The 14,477-nt window shown below is 60.6% G+C and carries 13 protein-coding genes; 4 read left to right on the top strand and 9 right to left on the bottom strand.

The features are described from left to right. Window positions 1-3: 3 nt before the first annotated feature. Window positions 4-504, top strand: coding sequence for a TRAP transporter small permease (locus tag GOQ28_RS16775; RefSeq protein ID WP_160349486.1), 501 nt, complete (start codon window positions 4-6; stop codon window positions 502-504). Then, window positions 497-1,804, top strand: a complete 1,308-nt coding sequence (locus GOQ28_RS16780) for a TRAP transporter large permease (protein ID WP_160357266.1) — start codon at window positions 497-499, stop codon at window positions 1,802-1,804. The genes GOQ28_RS16775 and GOQ28_RS16780 overlap by 8 nt, the downstream gene beginning before the upstream one ends. 86 nt (window positions 1,805-1,890) lie before the next feature. Here GOQ28_RS16780 and GOQ28_RS16785 read toward each other — a convergent pair whose 3' ends face one another. Further along, a complete protein-coding gene (locus tag GOQ28_RS16785; RefSeq protein WP_160357267.1) occupies window positions 1,891-4,155 on the bottom strand; it encodes an ATP-dependent DNA helicase in 2,265 nt (754 codons plus the stop codon). Next, entirely contained in the window at window positions 4,140-5,789 is a 1,650-nt protein-coding gene (locus tag GOQ28_RS16790; RefSeq protein ID WP_160357268.1) for a VRR-NUC domain-containing protein, read from the bottom strand. The genes GOQ28_RS16785 and GOQ28_RS16790 overlap by 16 nt, the downstream gene beginning before the upstream one ends. A gap of 123 nt (window positions 5,790-5,912) precedes the next feature. Between GOQ28_RS16790 and GOQ28_RS16795 the strand changes: the two genes are divergently transcribed. Both GOQ28_RS16795 and GOQ28_RS16800 read left to right on the top strand, forming a co-directional pair. Continuing rightward, window positions 5,913-6,305, top strand: coding sequence for a phage holin family protein (locus GOQ28_RS16795; protein ID WP_160349490.1), 393 nt, complete (start codon window positions 5,913-5,915; stop codon window positions 6,303-6,305). After that, window positions 6,280-7,044: a hypothetical protein gene (locus GOQ28_RS16800; protein ID WP_160357269.1), complete on the top strand. Its 765-nt coding sequence runs from the start codon at window positions 6,280-6,282 to the stop codon at window positions 7,042-7,044. The genes GOQ28_RS16795 and GOQ28_RS16800 overlap by 26 nt, the downstream gene beginning before the upstream one ends. Here the strand turns inward: GOQ28_RS16800 and GOQ28_RS16805 are convergent. The 7 genes from GOQ28_RS16805 to GOQ28_RS16835 all read right to left on the bottom strand — a co-directional run bounded on the left by GOQ28_RS16805 (window position 7,007) and on the right by GOQ28_RS16835 (window position 14,369). Next, a complete protein-coding gene (locus GOQ28_RS16805) occupies window positions 7,007-7,804 on the bottom strand; it encodes a putative hydro-lyase (protein ID WP_160349492.1) in 798 nt (265 codons plus the stop codon). The two genes, GOQ28_RS16800 and GOQ28_RS16805, sit on opposite strands and share 38 nt — an antisense overlap. Window positions 7,805-7,807: 3 nt before the next feature. Then, window positions 7,808-9,166 (bottom strand): amidase, encoded by a 1,359-nt coding sequence (locus GOQ28_RS16810; RefSeq protein ID WP_160357270.1) that lies wholly within the window; start codon window positions 9,164-9,166, stop codon window positions 7,808-7,810. Window positions 9,167-9,259: 93 nt separating this feature from the next. Then, window positions 9,260-9,949 (bottom strand): DUF2848 domain-containing protein, encoded by a 690-nt coding sequence (locus tag GOQ28_RS16815; protein WP_160357271.1) that lies wholly within the window; start codon window positions 9,947-9,949, stop codon window positions 9,260-9,262. A gap of 44 nt (window positions 9,950-9,993) precedes the next feature. After that, on the bottom strand, window positions 9,994-11,277 hold the full coding sequence (locus GOQ28_RS16820; RefSeq protein WP_160357272.1) for a TRAP transporter large permease: 1,284 nt from the start codon (window positions 11,275-11,277) through the stop codon (window positions 9,994-9,996). Beyond that, entirely contained in the window at window positions 11,274-11,894 is a 621-nt protein-coding gene (locus GOQ28_RS16825; RefSeq protein WP_160357273.1) for a TRAP transporter small permease subunit, read from the bottom strand. The genes GOQ28_RS16820 and GOQ28_RS16825 overlap by 4 nt, the downstream gene beginning before the upstream one ends. 166 nt (window positions 11,895-12,060) lie before the next feature. Continuing rightward, on the bottom strand, window positions 12,061-13,107 hold the full coding sequence (locus GOQ28_RS16830) for a TRAP transporter substrate-binding protein (RefSeq protein WP_160357274.1): 1,047 nt from the start codon (window positions 13,105-13,107) through the stop codon (window positions 12,061-12,063). A gap of 356 nt (window positions 13,108-13,463) precedes the next feature. Beyond that, complete coding sequence (locus GOQ28_RS16835; protein ID WP_160357378.1) at window positions 13,464-14,369, bottom strand: LysR family transcriptional regulator; 906 nt, start codon at window positions 14,367-14,369, stop codon at window positions 13,464-13,466. Window positions 14,370-14,477: the final 108 nt, after the last annotated feature.

A 14,477-nucleotide genomic window follows, 5' to 3' on the forward strand; every position in this document is an offset into this window, starting at 1 on the left:
CCAATGCGCCGTTTTCTTGATTCTTTGTACGGCGCAGCCGGCCTTCTGGCCGGCTTGTGCATGATAGGGGTACTGGCTTCAGTACTTATTTCCATTATTGGCCGTCAGATCGATTGGCACGTGGCGGGCGTCGATGCCTACGCGGGTTATTTCATGGCGGCTGCGGGCTTTTTGGCGCTGGCCAGCACGTTCAAGCACGGCGAACATATCCGGGTGACCCTGTTGTTGAATTCCCTCGCGGAACGCAGCAGCCGCCGTCTTGATATTTTCGCGCTGTGCATGGGCACGCTGTTGGCCGCGGCTTTTGCGTTTTTCAGCATCAAATTGACGCTGGATTCGCATATGTACAACGACGTTTCGACGTCCAACGATGCCACGCCACTGTGGATTCCACAGCTCAGCATGGCCATCGGTACCGTGTTGTTCCTGGTTTCGCTGGTCGATGAACTGTTCCGCCGCCTGCGCGGCCTGCCTGCTCCTACGTCTCAGCAAACCCATGAATGAAGTCCTCGTCATCACACTATTGGTCGTCTCGATTTTTGCGCTGCTGGGTTGCGGGGTCTGGGTTGGTTTGACCCTCGCCGGCACGGCGTGGATCGGGATGGAAATTTTCTCCAGTCGCCCCGCTGGCGATGCCATGGCGGTCACCATCTGGGGTGCGGCGTCGAGCTGGACGCTGACGGCGTTGCCGCTGTTTCTGTGGATGGGAGAGATCCTTTTCCGCACGCGGCTGTCGGAGGATCTGTTCAAGGGCTTGGCCCCTTGGCTAAACCGTTTGCCCGGACGCCTCCTGCACACCAACGTCATTGGCTGCGCGATCTTCGCCGCAGTGTCTGGCTCGTCGGCCGCTACCTGCGCGACGGTGGGCAAGATGACCATCCCGGAACTGAAAAAACGCGGCTACCCGGAAAGCAAGGTACTCGGCACGTTGTCGGGCGCGGGCACACTTGGTCTCTTGATTCCACCCTCGATCATCATGATCGTCTACGGTGTCGCGGCCGACGTGTCGATTGCACGCCTGTTTATTGCCGGAATCTTGCCCGGCATCTTGCTGGCCGTGCTATTCATGGGCTATATCGCGTGTTGGGCGATCCGACATCCGGACGAAGTCCCCTCCTCCGACGAGAAAATGTCGTTGCGTGAGAAGCTCTATCACTCGCGTCATTTGATACCTGTGTTGATCCTTATCGCCGCCGTGTTGGGATCGATCTATACGGGTATCGCTACCGCGACGGAAGCTGCCGCTATTGGCGTGGTTGGGGCACTGATCCTGTCGGCCTCGCAAGGGTCGCTGAACCGAAAAAGCTTCATGCAGGCGCTCCTGGGCGCCACAAGGCTGTACTGCATGATTGCCTTGATCCTGGCCGGCGCGCAGTTCCTGACGCTGTCCATGGGATACATCGGCCTGCCGCGCGCATTGGCCGAGTGGATCGGTGGGCTTGGGCTGTCGCAGTTTGGGCTGATCATCGCGCTGATGGTGTTCTTTGTTGTGCTGGGATGCTTCTTGGACGGTATCTCGATCGTGGTACTGACGATGGGCGTGCTGCTGCCCACCGTGCAAGCCGCGGGCATCGATCTGATCTGGTTCGGGATCTTCGTCGTGTTCGTCGTGGAGATGGCGCAAATCACCCCGCCCGTGGGATTCAACCTGTTCGTGCTGTCGGGCATGACGGGCCGCGAATTACCCTATGTAGCGCGCGCGTCCATGCCCATGTTCATCCTCATGATCCTAGCGGTACTCTTGTTGTATGTCGTGCCTGGCATCGCGACTTGGCTGCCTCAGCACATGATGAGCCTGCAGTGATCTTGCAGGCACCCATCTAAGGTCAGTCCCGCGTCTTGATGCCATCTTGGTGTCATGATGCGGGGCTGCCCTAGCTAGCGAAAGCCTCATTGAATGCGCCACCAGCTTGGCAATAACGCGCGTACCTTGCCGCGCCGATACCGGTCATCGATTAAATACACCGAGCCGGTATCGTCTTCCCCCCGAATGACCCGACCCGCTGCCTGCACCACCTTTTGCAAACCAGGATAAAGATAGGTGTAGTCGTATCCCACGTTGGCGCCATACAACTTGTCCATCGCCACGCGCATTTGTTCGGTCACGGGATTGAACTGCGGCAATCCCAGCGTGGCGATAAATGCCCCGATCAGGCGTTTACCCGGCAGGTCCACCGCCTCGGAAAATGCACCGCCGAGCACCGCAAAGCCGACTCCACTACCCGTTTCCGTAAAACGTCCCAAGAATGCCGCGCGGCCGGCTTCATCCATGCCGGGCACCTGTTTCCAAAGTGGGATATCCGGATAGCGCTGCGCTAACAGCGCGCAGACTTGCTCCAGGTAATCGAAACTGCTGAAAAAGCTCAGATAGTTGCCGGGCTGCCGGGCATACTGCGCGGCGATAAGCTCGACAATCGGCGTGAGGGACGCGCCACGATCTCGATAACGCGTCGAAACATTCCCCACCACGCGCACCGCGAGCTGATCCGATTTGAATGGCGCAGCGACCTCGATCCAGCCGGTGTTCGCTGGCAGGCCCAAGGTGTCGCGGTAGTACTGTTGAGGATTCAGTGTGGCTGAGAACAACACGGAGACATGAGCGCCCGCGTAACGCGCGGCCAGATAAGGCGCCGGTACCACGTTACGCACGCAAAGTGTCGAGCTCAGGGTATCGCGCCGCCCGGGCGGATCTTGGGTCACGTCGAACATCGCGTGACTGCCGAACTGTTCGGCCAGACGCATGAACTGCAACGCCTCAAAGTAAAACTGCAGCAAGGGATCGTTCTGCGGCAGCGGCGTCTGGCCCATATGGTCGCCTATCGTCGCGATGGCTTTTTGCAGCGCGGCCAGTACCCCAGCGGGCACGCTTTCATAGACCTGATAGTGCTCTGCTTGCTTGCGATTCAAGGTACTCCACGAACGCGCAAGACCGTCCAAGGAACGACGTAACGCCTTGGGCGCCGCTTGACGCGCCAGCTTCAACGCGCGTTGCGAGAGCTTGCCCGTGTACATCTGCCGCGCACGGTCAACGAGATTGTGCGCCTCGTCCACGAGTACCGCGACGCGCCATTGATTGGCTTGGGTATAAGCATGCAGCATCGCGTTCGCATCGTAGTAGTAGTTATAGTCGCCCACCACCACATCGGCCCAGCGCGCAAGCTCCTGCGACAGGTAATACGGGCAGACCCGATGTTCCAACGCCACCGCACGCAGCGCCTCGCTATCCATCCGTTGTGCGCTTAACGCCGCGGCCCGTGCCGCCGGCAAGCGATCGTAAAAGCCCTGCGCCAAAGGACACGATTCACCATGACACGCGCGATCGGGATACTCGCAGACCTTTTCGCGGGCCTGTAGATCCAACACGCGCAAGCGCGGCGACACCGGTGCGTCGTTGATTTGCGCGAGCGCGAGATGGGCCAATGCTTTACCCGCATTCTTGGCCGCTAAGAAGAAAACTTTATCGATACCGGTATCGGGCGCTGCCTTGAGTAAAGGGAACAACGTGCCTAGCGTCTTGCCAATGCCCGTCGATGCCTGAGCCAGCAGACAACGCCCCTCGCGCGCGCTGCGATAGACCGCGACCGCCAGCTCCCGCTGGCCGGCGCGAAACTGGCCCATGGGAAACTGCAGCTGCGCCAATGCGTCGTCACGCGCTTGTCGATGCGCCTGTTCTGACTCCGCCCAGGCCATAAAACACGCGCACTGCGTTTCGTAAAACGCTTGCAAGGTCGCAGCGTCGTAGTCCCGCGTGAGGACGGTCTCTTCCTCGGTCACGAGGTTGAAATACACGAGCGCGATGCGTAGGTTGCTCAAGCCGCGCGCCTGACACATCAAATGCCCATATACGCAGGCTTGTGCCCAATGCAGCGCGCGGTGGTTTTCGCGCACGCTGCCGAGCTCGCCGCGATAGGTTTTGATTTCTTCAAGCTGATTCGCGGCGGCGTCATAGCCGTCAGCGCGCCCGCGCACGAGCAGGCTATCGTATTGGCCGAACAGGGCGATTTCGGATTCATAGTCCGGCCCGCGACGCGCGACGACTTTGCCGTGGCCGGCAACCCCTTCCGCGCCCGTCGGCGCGGGCGTAAAGCGTAGGTCCAGATCGCCTGCGCGTGCCGTGAACTCACACAACGTACGGACGGCTACTGAATACTGCATGTCTCACCTTCGTGCCACCGAACATAGCAGACATGCGCCGCGATGCCATGCTCCGCGCAATATTGCAGCCAGCGGGACTGATTGTCCTGCAGCTTATCCCCCGGCCCCTTGATTTCAATGAGCTCATAACGTCGTTCGGCCGGGTAAAACCGAATCAAGTCCGGTAGCCCTGTTCGATTGTTCTGCAGGTCTTGCAAGATCCGCGTGAAGAAGCGCCGCAGGTGATCCGCGGGAATACAGTCCAGCGCCAGGCGTATAAGCTCGTCCGACAAAGCCCCCCAAGCGACAAAAGGCGATAGCAGACCCCACTTCTCTTCGTAGTGCCGCCAAACGGTATCGCGGTAGGCGTCCGAATCAAGTTGTGCGAAGCACTCCTCCAACAACGCCGCTCGCCAGGTAGCGAAGTCCGGGGCGGTCAGGTCCGCCGGTCCGCGCTGAAACGGATGAAAGAACGCTCCGGGCAAGGGCGCGAATATCGCTTTCCAGAACAGCAGACCGAATAAAGCGTTAATCAGCGTGTTCTCGACGTAATAGACCGGGGCATCCTCCGTATGCAGGTGGTCACGCGCGACGATTTCCACACTCAGGGGATCACTCGGTTTGCTCAATACCAGATCCTGGCGGGCGATTGGCGGTCGCTGGAGGCGCTGGGGCCGTGGTTCACCGGCATGACGTTGTAGACGTGGCATCATCCGCGTGACCGCCTGCAGTTCCGCAGCGCTTTCCGGCTGGGTTTGCGCCTCTTGCGCCAATGCCAGGGCGTCTTGATGGCGTTCCAGCCGCTCGAACACACGGATGCGACGATGGCGCGCGCCAGGATAGGCGCATTGTTCATAAACCCGCAGTGCGGTGTGCCAGTCTTGTGCGCGCTCGCACGCCTGCCCTAGACGAAATAATACTTTCGCGCGCCGCTGCTCCAGCCACGCATTGTCACTGACGCAGGCATGCACGACCGACAGTAAATCGGGCACTGGGGTTCCTGCCTCCAACGCCTGCCTGCAGCCGTGCAAGGTCAGATAAACATCGATATTCCCGCGCGCGCGAAACGCCCGGGCATCGCCGTCGAACGCCACCGCCTCGTAACGAAACACGCCCAGATCCGCCAGCACGAACTCCGACCAATCTTGATGCAGGTTGCCGAAAAACATGAGACGCAGACGGTCGCAATGATCGCCCAGTGAAAAACGCCAAGCCGGTTCGGCGCCGGGACACCACTCCGCGTACGGACGAGGCGCGACATCGAGCCCGCGTAAGGCCTCCAACCACTCGCCTTTGCGGCGAGCCGCGACAGCCGGGGCCCCAAAGATCGCTCGCAGTTCCGGCATCGTGCAGACATCAAACAACTCGTCGAGCGTCATGTCGGCCTGATCCTGCAGCCAGCCTAACGCAACCAATGCCTCGGCGGCGGCCAGAATGTCGGGAATTTCTTCATACACCAGCCGGCTCGCGCGGAACCACGGGCCACGGCGCATCGCCATGCGCACGAACAAGGCTTGTGCCGAGTGCGGCAAGCGGTCAAAATTCACAAAGAAAGCCTGCTCGCGCGCGTCCAGCAGATCGCAATAGCACCGCCGCACGACGTCCAGCGCACGCCTGAAATTCTGCAGGTAGTAATAACGGTGCGGGGGTACCATCGAGGATAAAGCTGGATATTTATCCAGCCATCATAACAAATCGCGGGAGTTTTACGCTTTAGACGCCCAAACGGAGACAGGTATGCCACTTGCTGCCCACGAGAATTCAGTCAAGGAGACGTCATGATTTCTGAACGCTTGAGACGGATACGACATATCGCGGAGTTCGTGGTCGAACGCAGCGGTGACTATGTAGAACTGGCCGGCATCGAACTTTCCTTGTTCCGCTCAGCGCTCGTGACCACGATGATTGGCGGCGTGGCCTTGCTGTTTTGCACATTGGGGACGCTCGCCTTCATCTCCGTGGGGGCCATTGTCACGTTTTGGGATACGGAGCACCGCACACTGGCGGCATGGGCCGTCGCCGGCGCTTGGCTGCTCATTACCCTGATCGCCCTCGTTGTTGTAACGCGCAACGCGCCCAAGTCCTCGCCTTTCGCTGAATTGAGTCGCCAGGTACGCCTGGATACCGCCACTGTCCGGAGCCAACATGACCAAGATAGACCATCAAGCTGAGAAGCAGACCCTGTTGGCCAAAATGGAGCTGGATCGGGCCCAACTGGCCGATGCGTTGGTGCACCCTACCCCCGAAACCAAGACCACCAAAGGTTGGGCGTCAACGGCCGCTCTGGCTGCTGGTGCGGCTGTAGGCTGGCCACGATTCCTTCGGAAGCCCCTACGCGCGATGGCTTTGGTCGCTGTACGTCAGCGGGTAGCGGAAATTCTCAACCGACGTAATCAGGTTCGAGAAGTGCCTGACGACCCCGAGATGCAACGCTTGGCGCAACTGGCTGCTGATTTGCGGCACGCCATGGCACAGGCCGAGCGCCCGGAAGACGTGGAACGCGTACGCCGGGAGCTCGACGAACAGGTGCAGCGGGTGCGCGAGCTGCGGGCCAGAGAAGCCGAAGCGTTAGCGAAGGAAGCAGAAGCGCAAACTCGCGAAGCGCAAGCAACGAGGATGGCCGCCCAGACAGAGGCACTCCATGCGGAGCACTCGCGTGTACAGGCTAAAAAAGCGCGACTGCAAGCGGAGGCCGAGCGCGCCCGCGCGCTGCAGCAAGCCGATGAAGCCGGACGCGTCGAAGCAGAAGTCCTGCGCGCGAGCCCGCCCGCTACGGGTACTGCCGTAACCCCCAACGCGCCGCCGCACGCCGACGTAGCCCCGCTGCGATCAGCTTCCTCGCGCACCGTGGACCCGATTAGCGGCGATCCGGCTAAAGAACCGCCATCCGACTATTCAGCAAATCGGTGATCAGCATGTGGCCCGGAGCATGCGTGATGCAAAACTCGGGCTGCACCGCCGCGACCACGGACTGTGGCGTTACGCCGCATGCCCAAAATACGGGGACCTCGCCAGGACGAATCTCGACGGGGTCACCGTAATCCGGGCGATTGATATCGGCGATGCCGATTTCGGCGGGATCGCCGAAATGCAACGGCGCCCCGTGCACCGAAGGGAATCGCGAGGTCACTTGGATCGCGCGTATCGCGTCGGCGGCTTTTAAGGGGCGCATCGACACCACCACCGGACCATGGAACGGGCCAGCCGGCAACGTGGGGATAGACGTGCGGTACATCGGCACGTTGCAGCCTTGTTCGATGTGGCGGACAGGCAAGCCATTTTCGAGCATGGCTTCTTCGAACGAGAACGAGCAGCCGATCAGGAACGACACCAGATCCTCGCGCCAGATGTCTCGCACGTCGGTCGGCTCTGCGACCAATTCGCCTTTGTGCCATACCCGGTAGCGCGGTATATCGCTGCGGATGTCGATGTCGTGGCCCAAATCCGGCAGCGCCGGATCGCCCGGCTCAGACATCGCCAACAAGGGGCATGGCTTGGGATTGCGCTGGCAAAAATGCAGGAAGTCTCCCGCCAGGCTAGCCGGCAGGATCGCCAAGTTAGCTTGGACGTATCCCGGAGCGATGTTCGCCGTGGGCCCCGTCAACCGACCGTCGCGAGCTTCCAACCGTGCCAGATAAGACGGGCTTTGTTCAACGTCAGACTGTTTCATCGTTTAACCACGCAGCAAATCTTCGACACCCATTCCGATGGACAGAATACGTGCATCCGCGCCGTTCGCTCCCGCGATCATGAGGCCTACGGGCGCGCTGCCCTCGGCATGGCAGGGTACGGAAAGTGCGCAACCATCCAGGAAATTGATGAATGTGGGATTACGCAGGATAAGGCCATTGGCGGCGTAGTAGGCTTCGTCGCTGGCCGTGACCTCGGCGATGGTGGGCGCCACGACGGGCACAGTAGGCATCAGCATGGCGTCGTAGCCGGCGATGCGATGATCGACGGCGGCCACCCAGGCTTCACGCGCTTGGAGCAGATCCAGATAGTCGGCGGCGGACATGGCCTCGCCGCGACGGATGCGCGAGCCCACGCGTGGGTCATAGCGATCGCCGGCGCGGGCGAGCAGGTCACGATGCCATGCCCAGGCTTCGGCCGCGGTAAAGCCGCCTTTGGCGTTGATCTGAGCCAGCTGTGCGAACTCGGGGATTTCGATTTCTTCGATCAGCGCGCCGGCTTGGGCGAGCTTGTCCAAGGTAGCCGAGAACGTGGCGGAAACGGTCTCGTCCATGCCGTCAAGCACCACCGTGGTCGGTACGGCGAACCGCAGTCCGCGCAGCGATGCCGCATGCCACACGGGCTCGGTCGCGCCAATTTCATCACCGGCCAAAATCGCGTCAAGCGTGGCGCAACAACGCACCGTCGCCGCGATGGGGCCGATCGAATCCAGGTTCGTGGACAAGGGCAACACACCCGCCATCGACACACGCCAGGCGCTTGGTTTGAAACCCGTCAGACCGCAAAGCGCGGCGGGAATGCGCACGGACCCCCCCGTGTCTGACCCAATCGCGCCCAGGGCCATGCCGTCGGTCACAGACACGCCAGCGCCGGAGGACGAGCCGCCGGGAATGCGCCCGGTTGTGCGGTCCCAAGGATTGCGCGGGGTGCCATAGTGCGGATTGATACCCAGGCCGGAATACGCGAACTCGACCATATTGGTGCGGCCAATAATGACCGCACCGGCGGCAAGTAAACGCTGCACCACGACCGCGTGTTCGTCGGCCGCGGGTTCGCCTTCGCGCGCGACGGACCCCGCCATGGTCGTCTCGCCTGCGACATCGAACAAGTCCTTGATCGAGATCGGCAGACCATCAATGGGCGAACGGGCCAAGCCCGCGGCGCGCAACGTATCGGAGGCGCGAGCGGATGCCCGAGCCTGTTCCGCATAAACGCGGGTGTAAACGCGCGCGCCCTCTCCTGCCGGGTCGGCAGCGCGCGCAAGTGCGGCTTCGGTTAACTCGACCGAGGTGACGCGCCCTTGTTGCAAGGCGTCGGCGGTGTCATGCAAGGTAGGAAGCATAATGTCCTCATTCCGCCATGGCGGCGGAGACTTCGTGGTTCACACGGCGCGCGACCAATCCACGCGCACATGCAAACCAGCACCAATATTGACTTAAGCGACTTCGGGCAGAATCTCGACTTCGTAGCGGTGACGCAGCGAACGCTGACGACGCGGATCGTAGAGTTCCATGATAAACGTCGTGGACGCACGGATTCCGCCAATCGCGCCAACCGTGCCGCAAGTCATGCCCGTACCGTCGGGCAAGGCCGAGCCATTGGTATAGCCCGCGATCAATTCCTGCGGCGTGCGCAGCGAATCCAGCGTGCCTTCTTGGTACAAGACTTCCGCGCCGTTTTCGACGATGATCGAACGGATCACGAGTTCGTCCCAGTACTCGGCCACGTCCGCCACACGCCAGGCGGTCGTACCGACGGGCTTGGCGCAAACCTGTTTGGACAAGGCCACGCTGTGCGCTTCGAGTTTGCGATCGGTATGGTCCGACGCGATGCCGACGTAGAGTTCACCATCCACGGCAAACACAAAGGTTTCGATCTCCCCCGACGAAGCATCGCCCACGACTTGGATACGATCGGCCTGCGTGAGCTGGTTATCCGCGATACGGTAGTACAGCGGCACGCTGCTCGGACGCGGCACGCCGATGGCGGCGAGTTCTTCGATATGGTGTTCGATGGCGGCCATGTCACGACCGGCCCAGCCGGCGACGACCAGATTGTGGATATCGACTTCGAGCTGTTGCGCTTCGCGCCCGTCGACGGGCTGGACTTGGAATACGGCTTTCATAATACTTCCTGCTTAAATATTTAAAATTCAAACGATGGCGGGCATCAACCGAATACGCGCGGCATCCATAGCGCCAGATCGGGGAAGAACGCCAAGAGCGCGACCATCACAAACATCGCTGCGACGAAAGGCAGGCTGCCGAGGATGACGGCGGTCATGTTGCCGCTCTTGCGAAGGCTCTGAACCACGAACAGATTGAGACCCACGGGCGGCGTGATCAACGCTGCCTCGACCAGCACGATGATGACGATACCCAGCCAAATCGGGTCGTAGCCCATGGCGATCATGATGGGAGCGACGATGGGAATCGTCGTGATCATCATGGACAGCGTCTCCATGAAGCAGCCCAGAATCAGGTAAAAAATCACCAGGATCAACAGCATCCAACCGGGCGACAAACCGAGACCAGTGATGGACTGAGTGAGCGCATCGGTCAGGCCGGTCGCCGACATCACGAAGTTCAGGAAGCTGGCCGCGATGACGATCAACATGATCATCGCCGTCGACTTCATCGTTCCTTCGATCGCTTCACGCAGCATCGTCCACGTCAGACGGCGAAAGCAGGCGGCCAAGATCAATGCACCCAACACGCCCAGTGCAGCCGCCTCGGTCGGTGTGGCCAACCCGGCGTAGATCGATCCCACCACCAAGAAGAAGATACCCATGGGTGGCGCCAGATGCACCAGACTGGCCAAACGCTGGCCCCAGGATGCCTCGATCTTGCGGCCGCCCCAGCTGGGTTTAACGATGCAGGCCATGATCACGGTCAACATGAACAGCAACGCCAGGCCAAAGCCGGGGATGATGCCGGCCAAGTACAGTTTCGGCACCGAGGAATTCGTCAAAACGCCATAAATCACCAGATTGATCGACGGCGGAATCAGAATGCCCAGCGTGCCACCGGCGGCGAGACTGCCCAAAAACAGCGGCTCGTTATAGCCATACTTCTTGATCTGCGGAATAGCGACCGTGCCGACCGTCGCGGCCGTGGCGACGCTGGAGCCGGACGTCGCGGAGAACAAGGTCGATGCGCCGATGTTGGCATGCATCAGTCCGCCCGGCAGCCACGACAGCCACAGGCTCATGGCGCTGTACATGCGTTCGGCCAGACCCGAACGCAACAACACTTCGCCCAACATGATGAAGAGCGGAATGGCGACCATGAGGAATTCGTTGTTCGTGCTCCACGATACTTCCCCCATGGCCCGCGTGAGCGGCAGCATGGAATAAAGGGGATCGAGAATCAGCCCCAGCAAGCCAAGCGCGGCGCCTACCGGGATCGAGATTCCGATCAGCACCAAAAGCAGTATCAGTGCGGTGGCGATCATGCTGCACTCCCTTTAACCAGACGCTCGCCGGCGGCGGCTTCTTCTTCGGCCTCTTCTTGCGAGGAGCGCACGCCGCAGATCGATTTGACCAATTGAAGGTCACCCGTGACCAGAGCCAGCGATGCACGCACCAGCATCAGCGCGACGGTGATGCACATCCAAACCAGACCCAGCCACCATAAACCTTGCGGAATCCACAGGGGCGTAGCCAAGGGGGTATTGGCAGCGGAACTACTATCCCAGGACATTTGCACCATTTCCATGGCGTAGTACGAGAGATAGACCATGAAGACACCGAGCGCGACTAATGCGATCCAGTCGAGCAAGGCCGACACGCGCACGGGAAAGTGTTGATAGAGCACGTCCACGCGAACGTTGGCGCGCTGCAAGGTCGCGAATGCCAACGACCATGCGGTGCTGATCGCAAACGCATAGCTCGACAATTCATCGGCACCACCCGTGGTAAAGCCAAAGAATTTACGTGCCAGCACATCGAACGAAATCAGCAGCACGCTAGCGAGGATTAGCGCACCGCCCACCCAAACGGCGGCACGCGAGAAGGACTCTGCGCAGCGCAATAGCGTGCCCAGCGTCCGGTATTTTTCATGTGAGGTCATAGATTGCCTCCGCGATATTGCGCAGAGCGGCGCGAGCCCGCCGTACGCACGATCTGGACTGCGATGAAGAGATCAGCGTGGCCGCGACCACGCCTTATAGAGACTGTCAGATTGACGAGCGCCGGGGCCATGCAAGGCCCGCAGTAGCGCCCGTCATGCCAGGCGTTTACTTCTTGGCGACGACGCCCAGCTCTTTACCAATGGTGGCGTTGAAGTCTTCCACGCATTGCGCCGAGCAGCGTGCGGCCCATTTTGGCAACACGGCGTCGTTCAGCACTTTCTTGAGCAACACGCGGTCTTCTTCGGTGGGCTCGACCAGCACCATCTTGCCTTTCACGGGGTACGGGCAAGCATCGGAACCCGTGTTGCAGTCGTAGCCTTCCTGCGTTTGACGTGCGGCAGCGGCCCAGATGTCATCGACCATCTTGTCCACGTTCTCTTGCAGGAACTGCTGCACTTTGGGATCGAGCTTGTCCCATGCCTTTTGGTTCACAGCGTGAATCTGCTGGTTCCAGTTGATGGGCAAGGCGTACAGGTGCGTGGCAACCTCGTACCATTTGGCGGAATAGCCCGACAGCGAACCGGTGATCGCGCAATCGACCACTTTGTTTTGCAGTGCCGGTACGACTTCGCCAAACGCCATGGTGACGCTGGAGCCACCGAGGGCCTGCACGAATTCGGCCGTGGTGCGGCTGCTGGTGCGGATCTTTTTGCCCTTCAGGTCGGCCAGGCTCTTGATGTCAGCGTTGCAGAACAGCACTTGACCGGGATAGGTGGAAATGCCCAGCAGCTTGACGTTGGCGCCATCGCCATACACCTTGGCGTAGACGGGCTCGAACGCGTCGGTGACGGCGCGAGCGGTTTTCGCGTCCGGCGCAAGGCCGGCCAGGTCGATGGCTTCGTTAATGGGATTGTCGCTGGCGAAGTACGACAGCGTAGCGGTACCGAATTCGATCACGCCTTGCGACATCAGGCGCAGCAGTTCCGGACCCTTGAGCCCCATTTCGTTAAAGCCCTTGATGTCGGCCGTCACCTGCCCTTTGGAGAGCTCGGGGACTGTCTTGGTCCAGAACGGCTTTTCGTAGTCGTTGTAGGCGGTCAGGTTGCTCAGGCCACCGACGACTTTCAAATGGGTCTTCGGCAGATCCTGGGCGTGGACGGCGGTGCCCAACAGCGCGACAGCGCTGGTTGCGGTGATTAACAGCTTTTTCATGGAGCTCTCCTTGCAGGCGGGATTCGACGCGCGTCGGGCCCCGTTACCCGATTGACGCGCTGGGATAGACGATGTGGCTGGTGCAGAAACAGCGTTCGGCGATCAGTCCTGCCATGCTGCGCATTCCACCGTTTGGGCAAAACCTTGTCCAATCGTAAGTTACGATGCGCAGACATAAAAAATATTTATACCCCCTCGGCTCCGAAATCAGGATATCGGCAAAATCCAGTAACGACGCGGGTTTCCAGGCAGTGGTGCTGCCAATATCGGACCAGTCTTAGGCCCTACACTTCATTTAGACTGAGGCGAATCCTAGGGAAACCCCTAGGTGACTACGAAAGGACAATCGCTTGTTTTTAGCTGTCTGCAGGGGCAAGCGTGCCCGCAGCCGCCTGTTGCGCCAACAAGGCGATGGTGCGCGCGATATGACTGTCCGGGCCTTGAATCCAGGTCGCGGTAAAGGCCAGGTCGGGTAAGGGATCCGCCTGCACGTTCAAAATCTGGAGCTGTCCGCTGGCCAATTCGTCGTCCAGGAACACCGGCGCGATGACACTGGTGCCGATGCAATCCATGGTCATGCGCACCACCATGGACAACGACGCGCTGCCGTACATGCGGGGCGCGCGCACGCCGGCGCGGGTCAACATGTCGCGCACCATCTGATAGGGGCGGCTGCTGGAGGGATAGGTAATAACCGGCAAGGTGCCGATCTGTGTCAGCGTGAGCGGCTCGGGCCCCAACGATAAACGCGGGCTTGCGACCCAGGCCAAGGGATAGGAGCACAGCGGCAAGTTTTCGAACCGTGGCTCCAGGACAGGCCCCATCAAGAAGGCCAGATCGATCTGCCGCGCGGTCAGATGGTCGCGCAGTACTGATGAGGTGTCGACCTCGATCTGCAGCACCAGGGCCGGATACGCGGCGTGTACGTGTTCGATCAGCCGTGGGAGCCAGGTTTGAACAATGGTCTCGGCCACGCCCAGACGCAAGGGCCCGCGCATGACGTTTTGCTCGCGCGCCGCGCGCAGCATGTCGCTGCGTAATTGCAGCATCCGCTCGGCATGCGAGACGAGTTCCTGGCCTTTGCCAGTCAGCGTGACCCCCCGCGCGTCACGCTCGAACAACCGCACGCCGAGATCGCCCTCGAGCGAGGCAATGCGCTGCGAGATGGCAGGTTGTGTGGTGTTGAGCTTTTCGGCCGCCGCGCGAAAGCTGCCGAGCGTGGCTACCCAGAAAAACGTTTCTATGTTGCGCAGATCGAGCATAGTGAGCATCATAGCCCGCTGTCCCGCCAGAGGATAGGCGTATCATGTCGCGTTGATCGAGCCGGCCGTGTGCCGGCTTGGCTTTGCCGAGCGCCTGAACGGAGGATT

The organism is Bordetella sp. 02P26C-1, from assembly GCF_009763255.1.
Lineage (GTDB): Bacteria > Pseudomonadota > Gammaproteobacteria > Burkholderiales > Burkholderiaceae_B > Bordetella_A.

Bases quoted from the DNA above. Each gene is read 5' to 3' on its own strand.
- GOQ28_RS16775 (WP_160349486.1), top strand. From the start codon at position 4: ATGCGCCGTTTTCTTGATTCTTTGTACGGCGCAGCCGGCCTTCTGGCC.
- GOQ28_RS16780 (WP_160357266.1), top strand. From the start codon at position 497: ATGAATGAAGTCCTCGTCATCACACTATTGGTCGTCTCGATTTTTGCG.
- GOQ28_RS16785 (WP_160357267.1), bottom strand. From the start codon at position 4,155: ATGCAGTATTCAGTAGCCGTCCGTACGTTGTGTGAGTTCACGGCACGC.
- GOQ28_RS16790 (WP_160357268.1), bottom strand. From the start codon at position 5,789: ATGGTACCCCCGCACCGTTATTACTACCTGCAGAATTTCAGGCGTGCG.
- GOQ28_RS16795 (WP_160349490.1), top strand. From the start codon at position 5,913: ATGATTTCTGAACGCTTGAGACGGATACGACATATCGCGGAGTTCGTG.
- GOQ28_RS16800 (WP_160357269.1), top strand. From the start codon at position 6,280: ATGACCAAGATAGACCATCAAGCTGAGAAGCAGACCCTGTTGGCCAAA.
- GOQ28_RS16805 (WP_160349492.1), bottom strand. From the start codon at position 7,804: ATGAAACAGTCTGACGTTGAACAAAGCCCGTCTTATCTGGCACGGTTG.
- GOQ28_RS16810 (WP_160357270.1), bottom strand. From the start codon at position 9,166: ATGCTTCCTACCTTGCATGACACCGCCGACGCCTTGCAACAAGGGCGC.
- GOQ28_RS16815 (WP_160357271.1), bottom strand. From the start codon at position 9,949: ATGAAAGCCGTATTCCAAGTCCAGCCCGTCGACGGGCGCGAAGCGCAA.
- GOQ28_RS16820 (WP_160357272.1), bottom strand. From the start codon at position 11,277: ATGATCGCCACCGCACTGATACTGCTTTTGGTGCTGATCGGAATCTCG.
- GOQ28_RS16825 (WP_160357273.1), bottom strand. From the start codon at position 11,894: ATGACCTCACATGAAAAATACCGGACGCTGGGCACGCTATTGCGCTGC.
- GOQ28_RS16830 (WP_160357274.1), bottom strand. From the start codon at position 13,107: ATGAAAAAGCTGTTAATCACCGCAACCAGCGCTGTCGCGCTGTTGGGC.
- GOQ28_RS16835 (WP_160357378.1), bottom strand. From the start codon at position 14,369: ATGCTCGATCTGCGCAACATAGAAACGTTTTTCTGGGTAGCCACGCTC.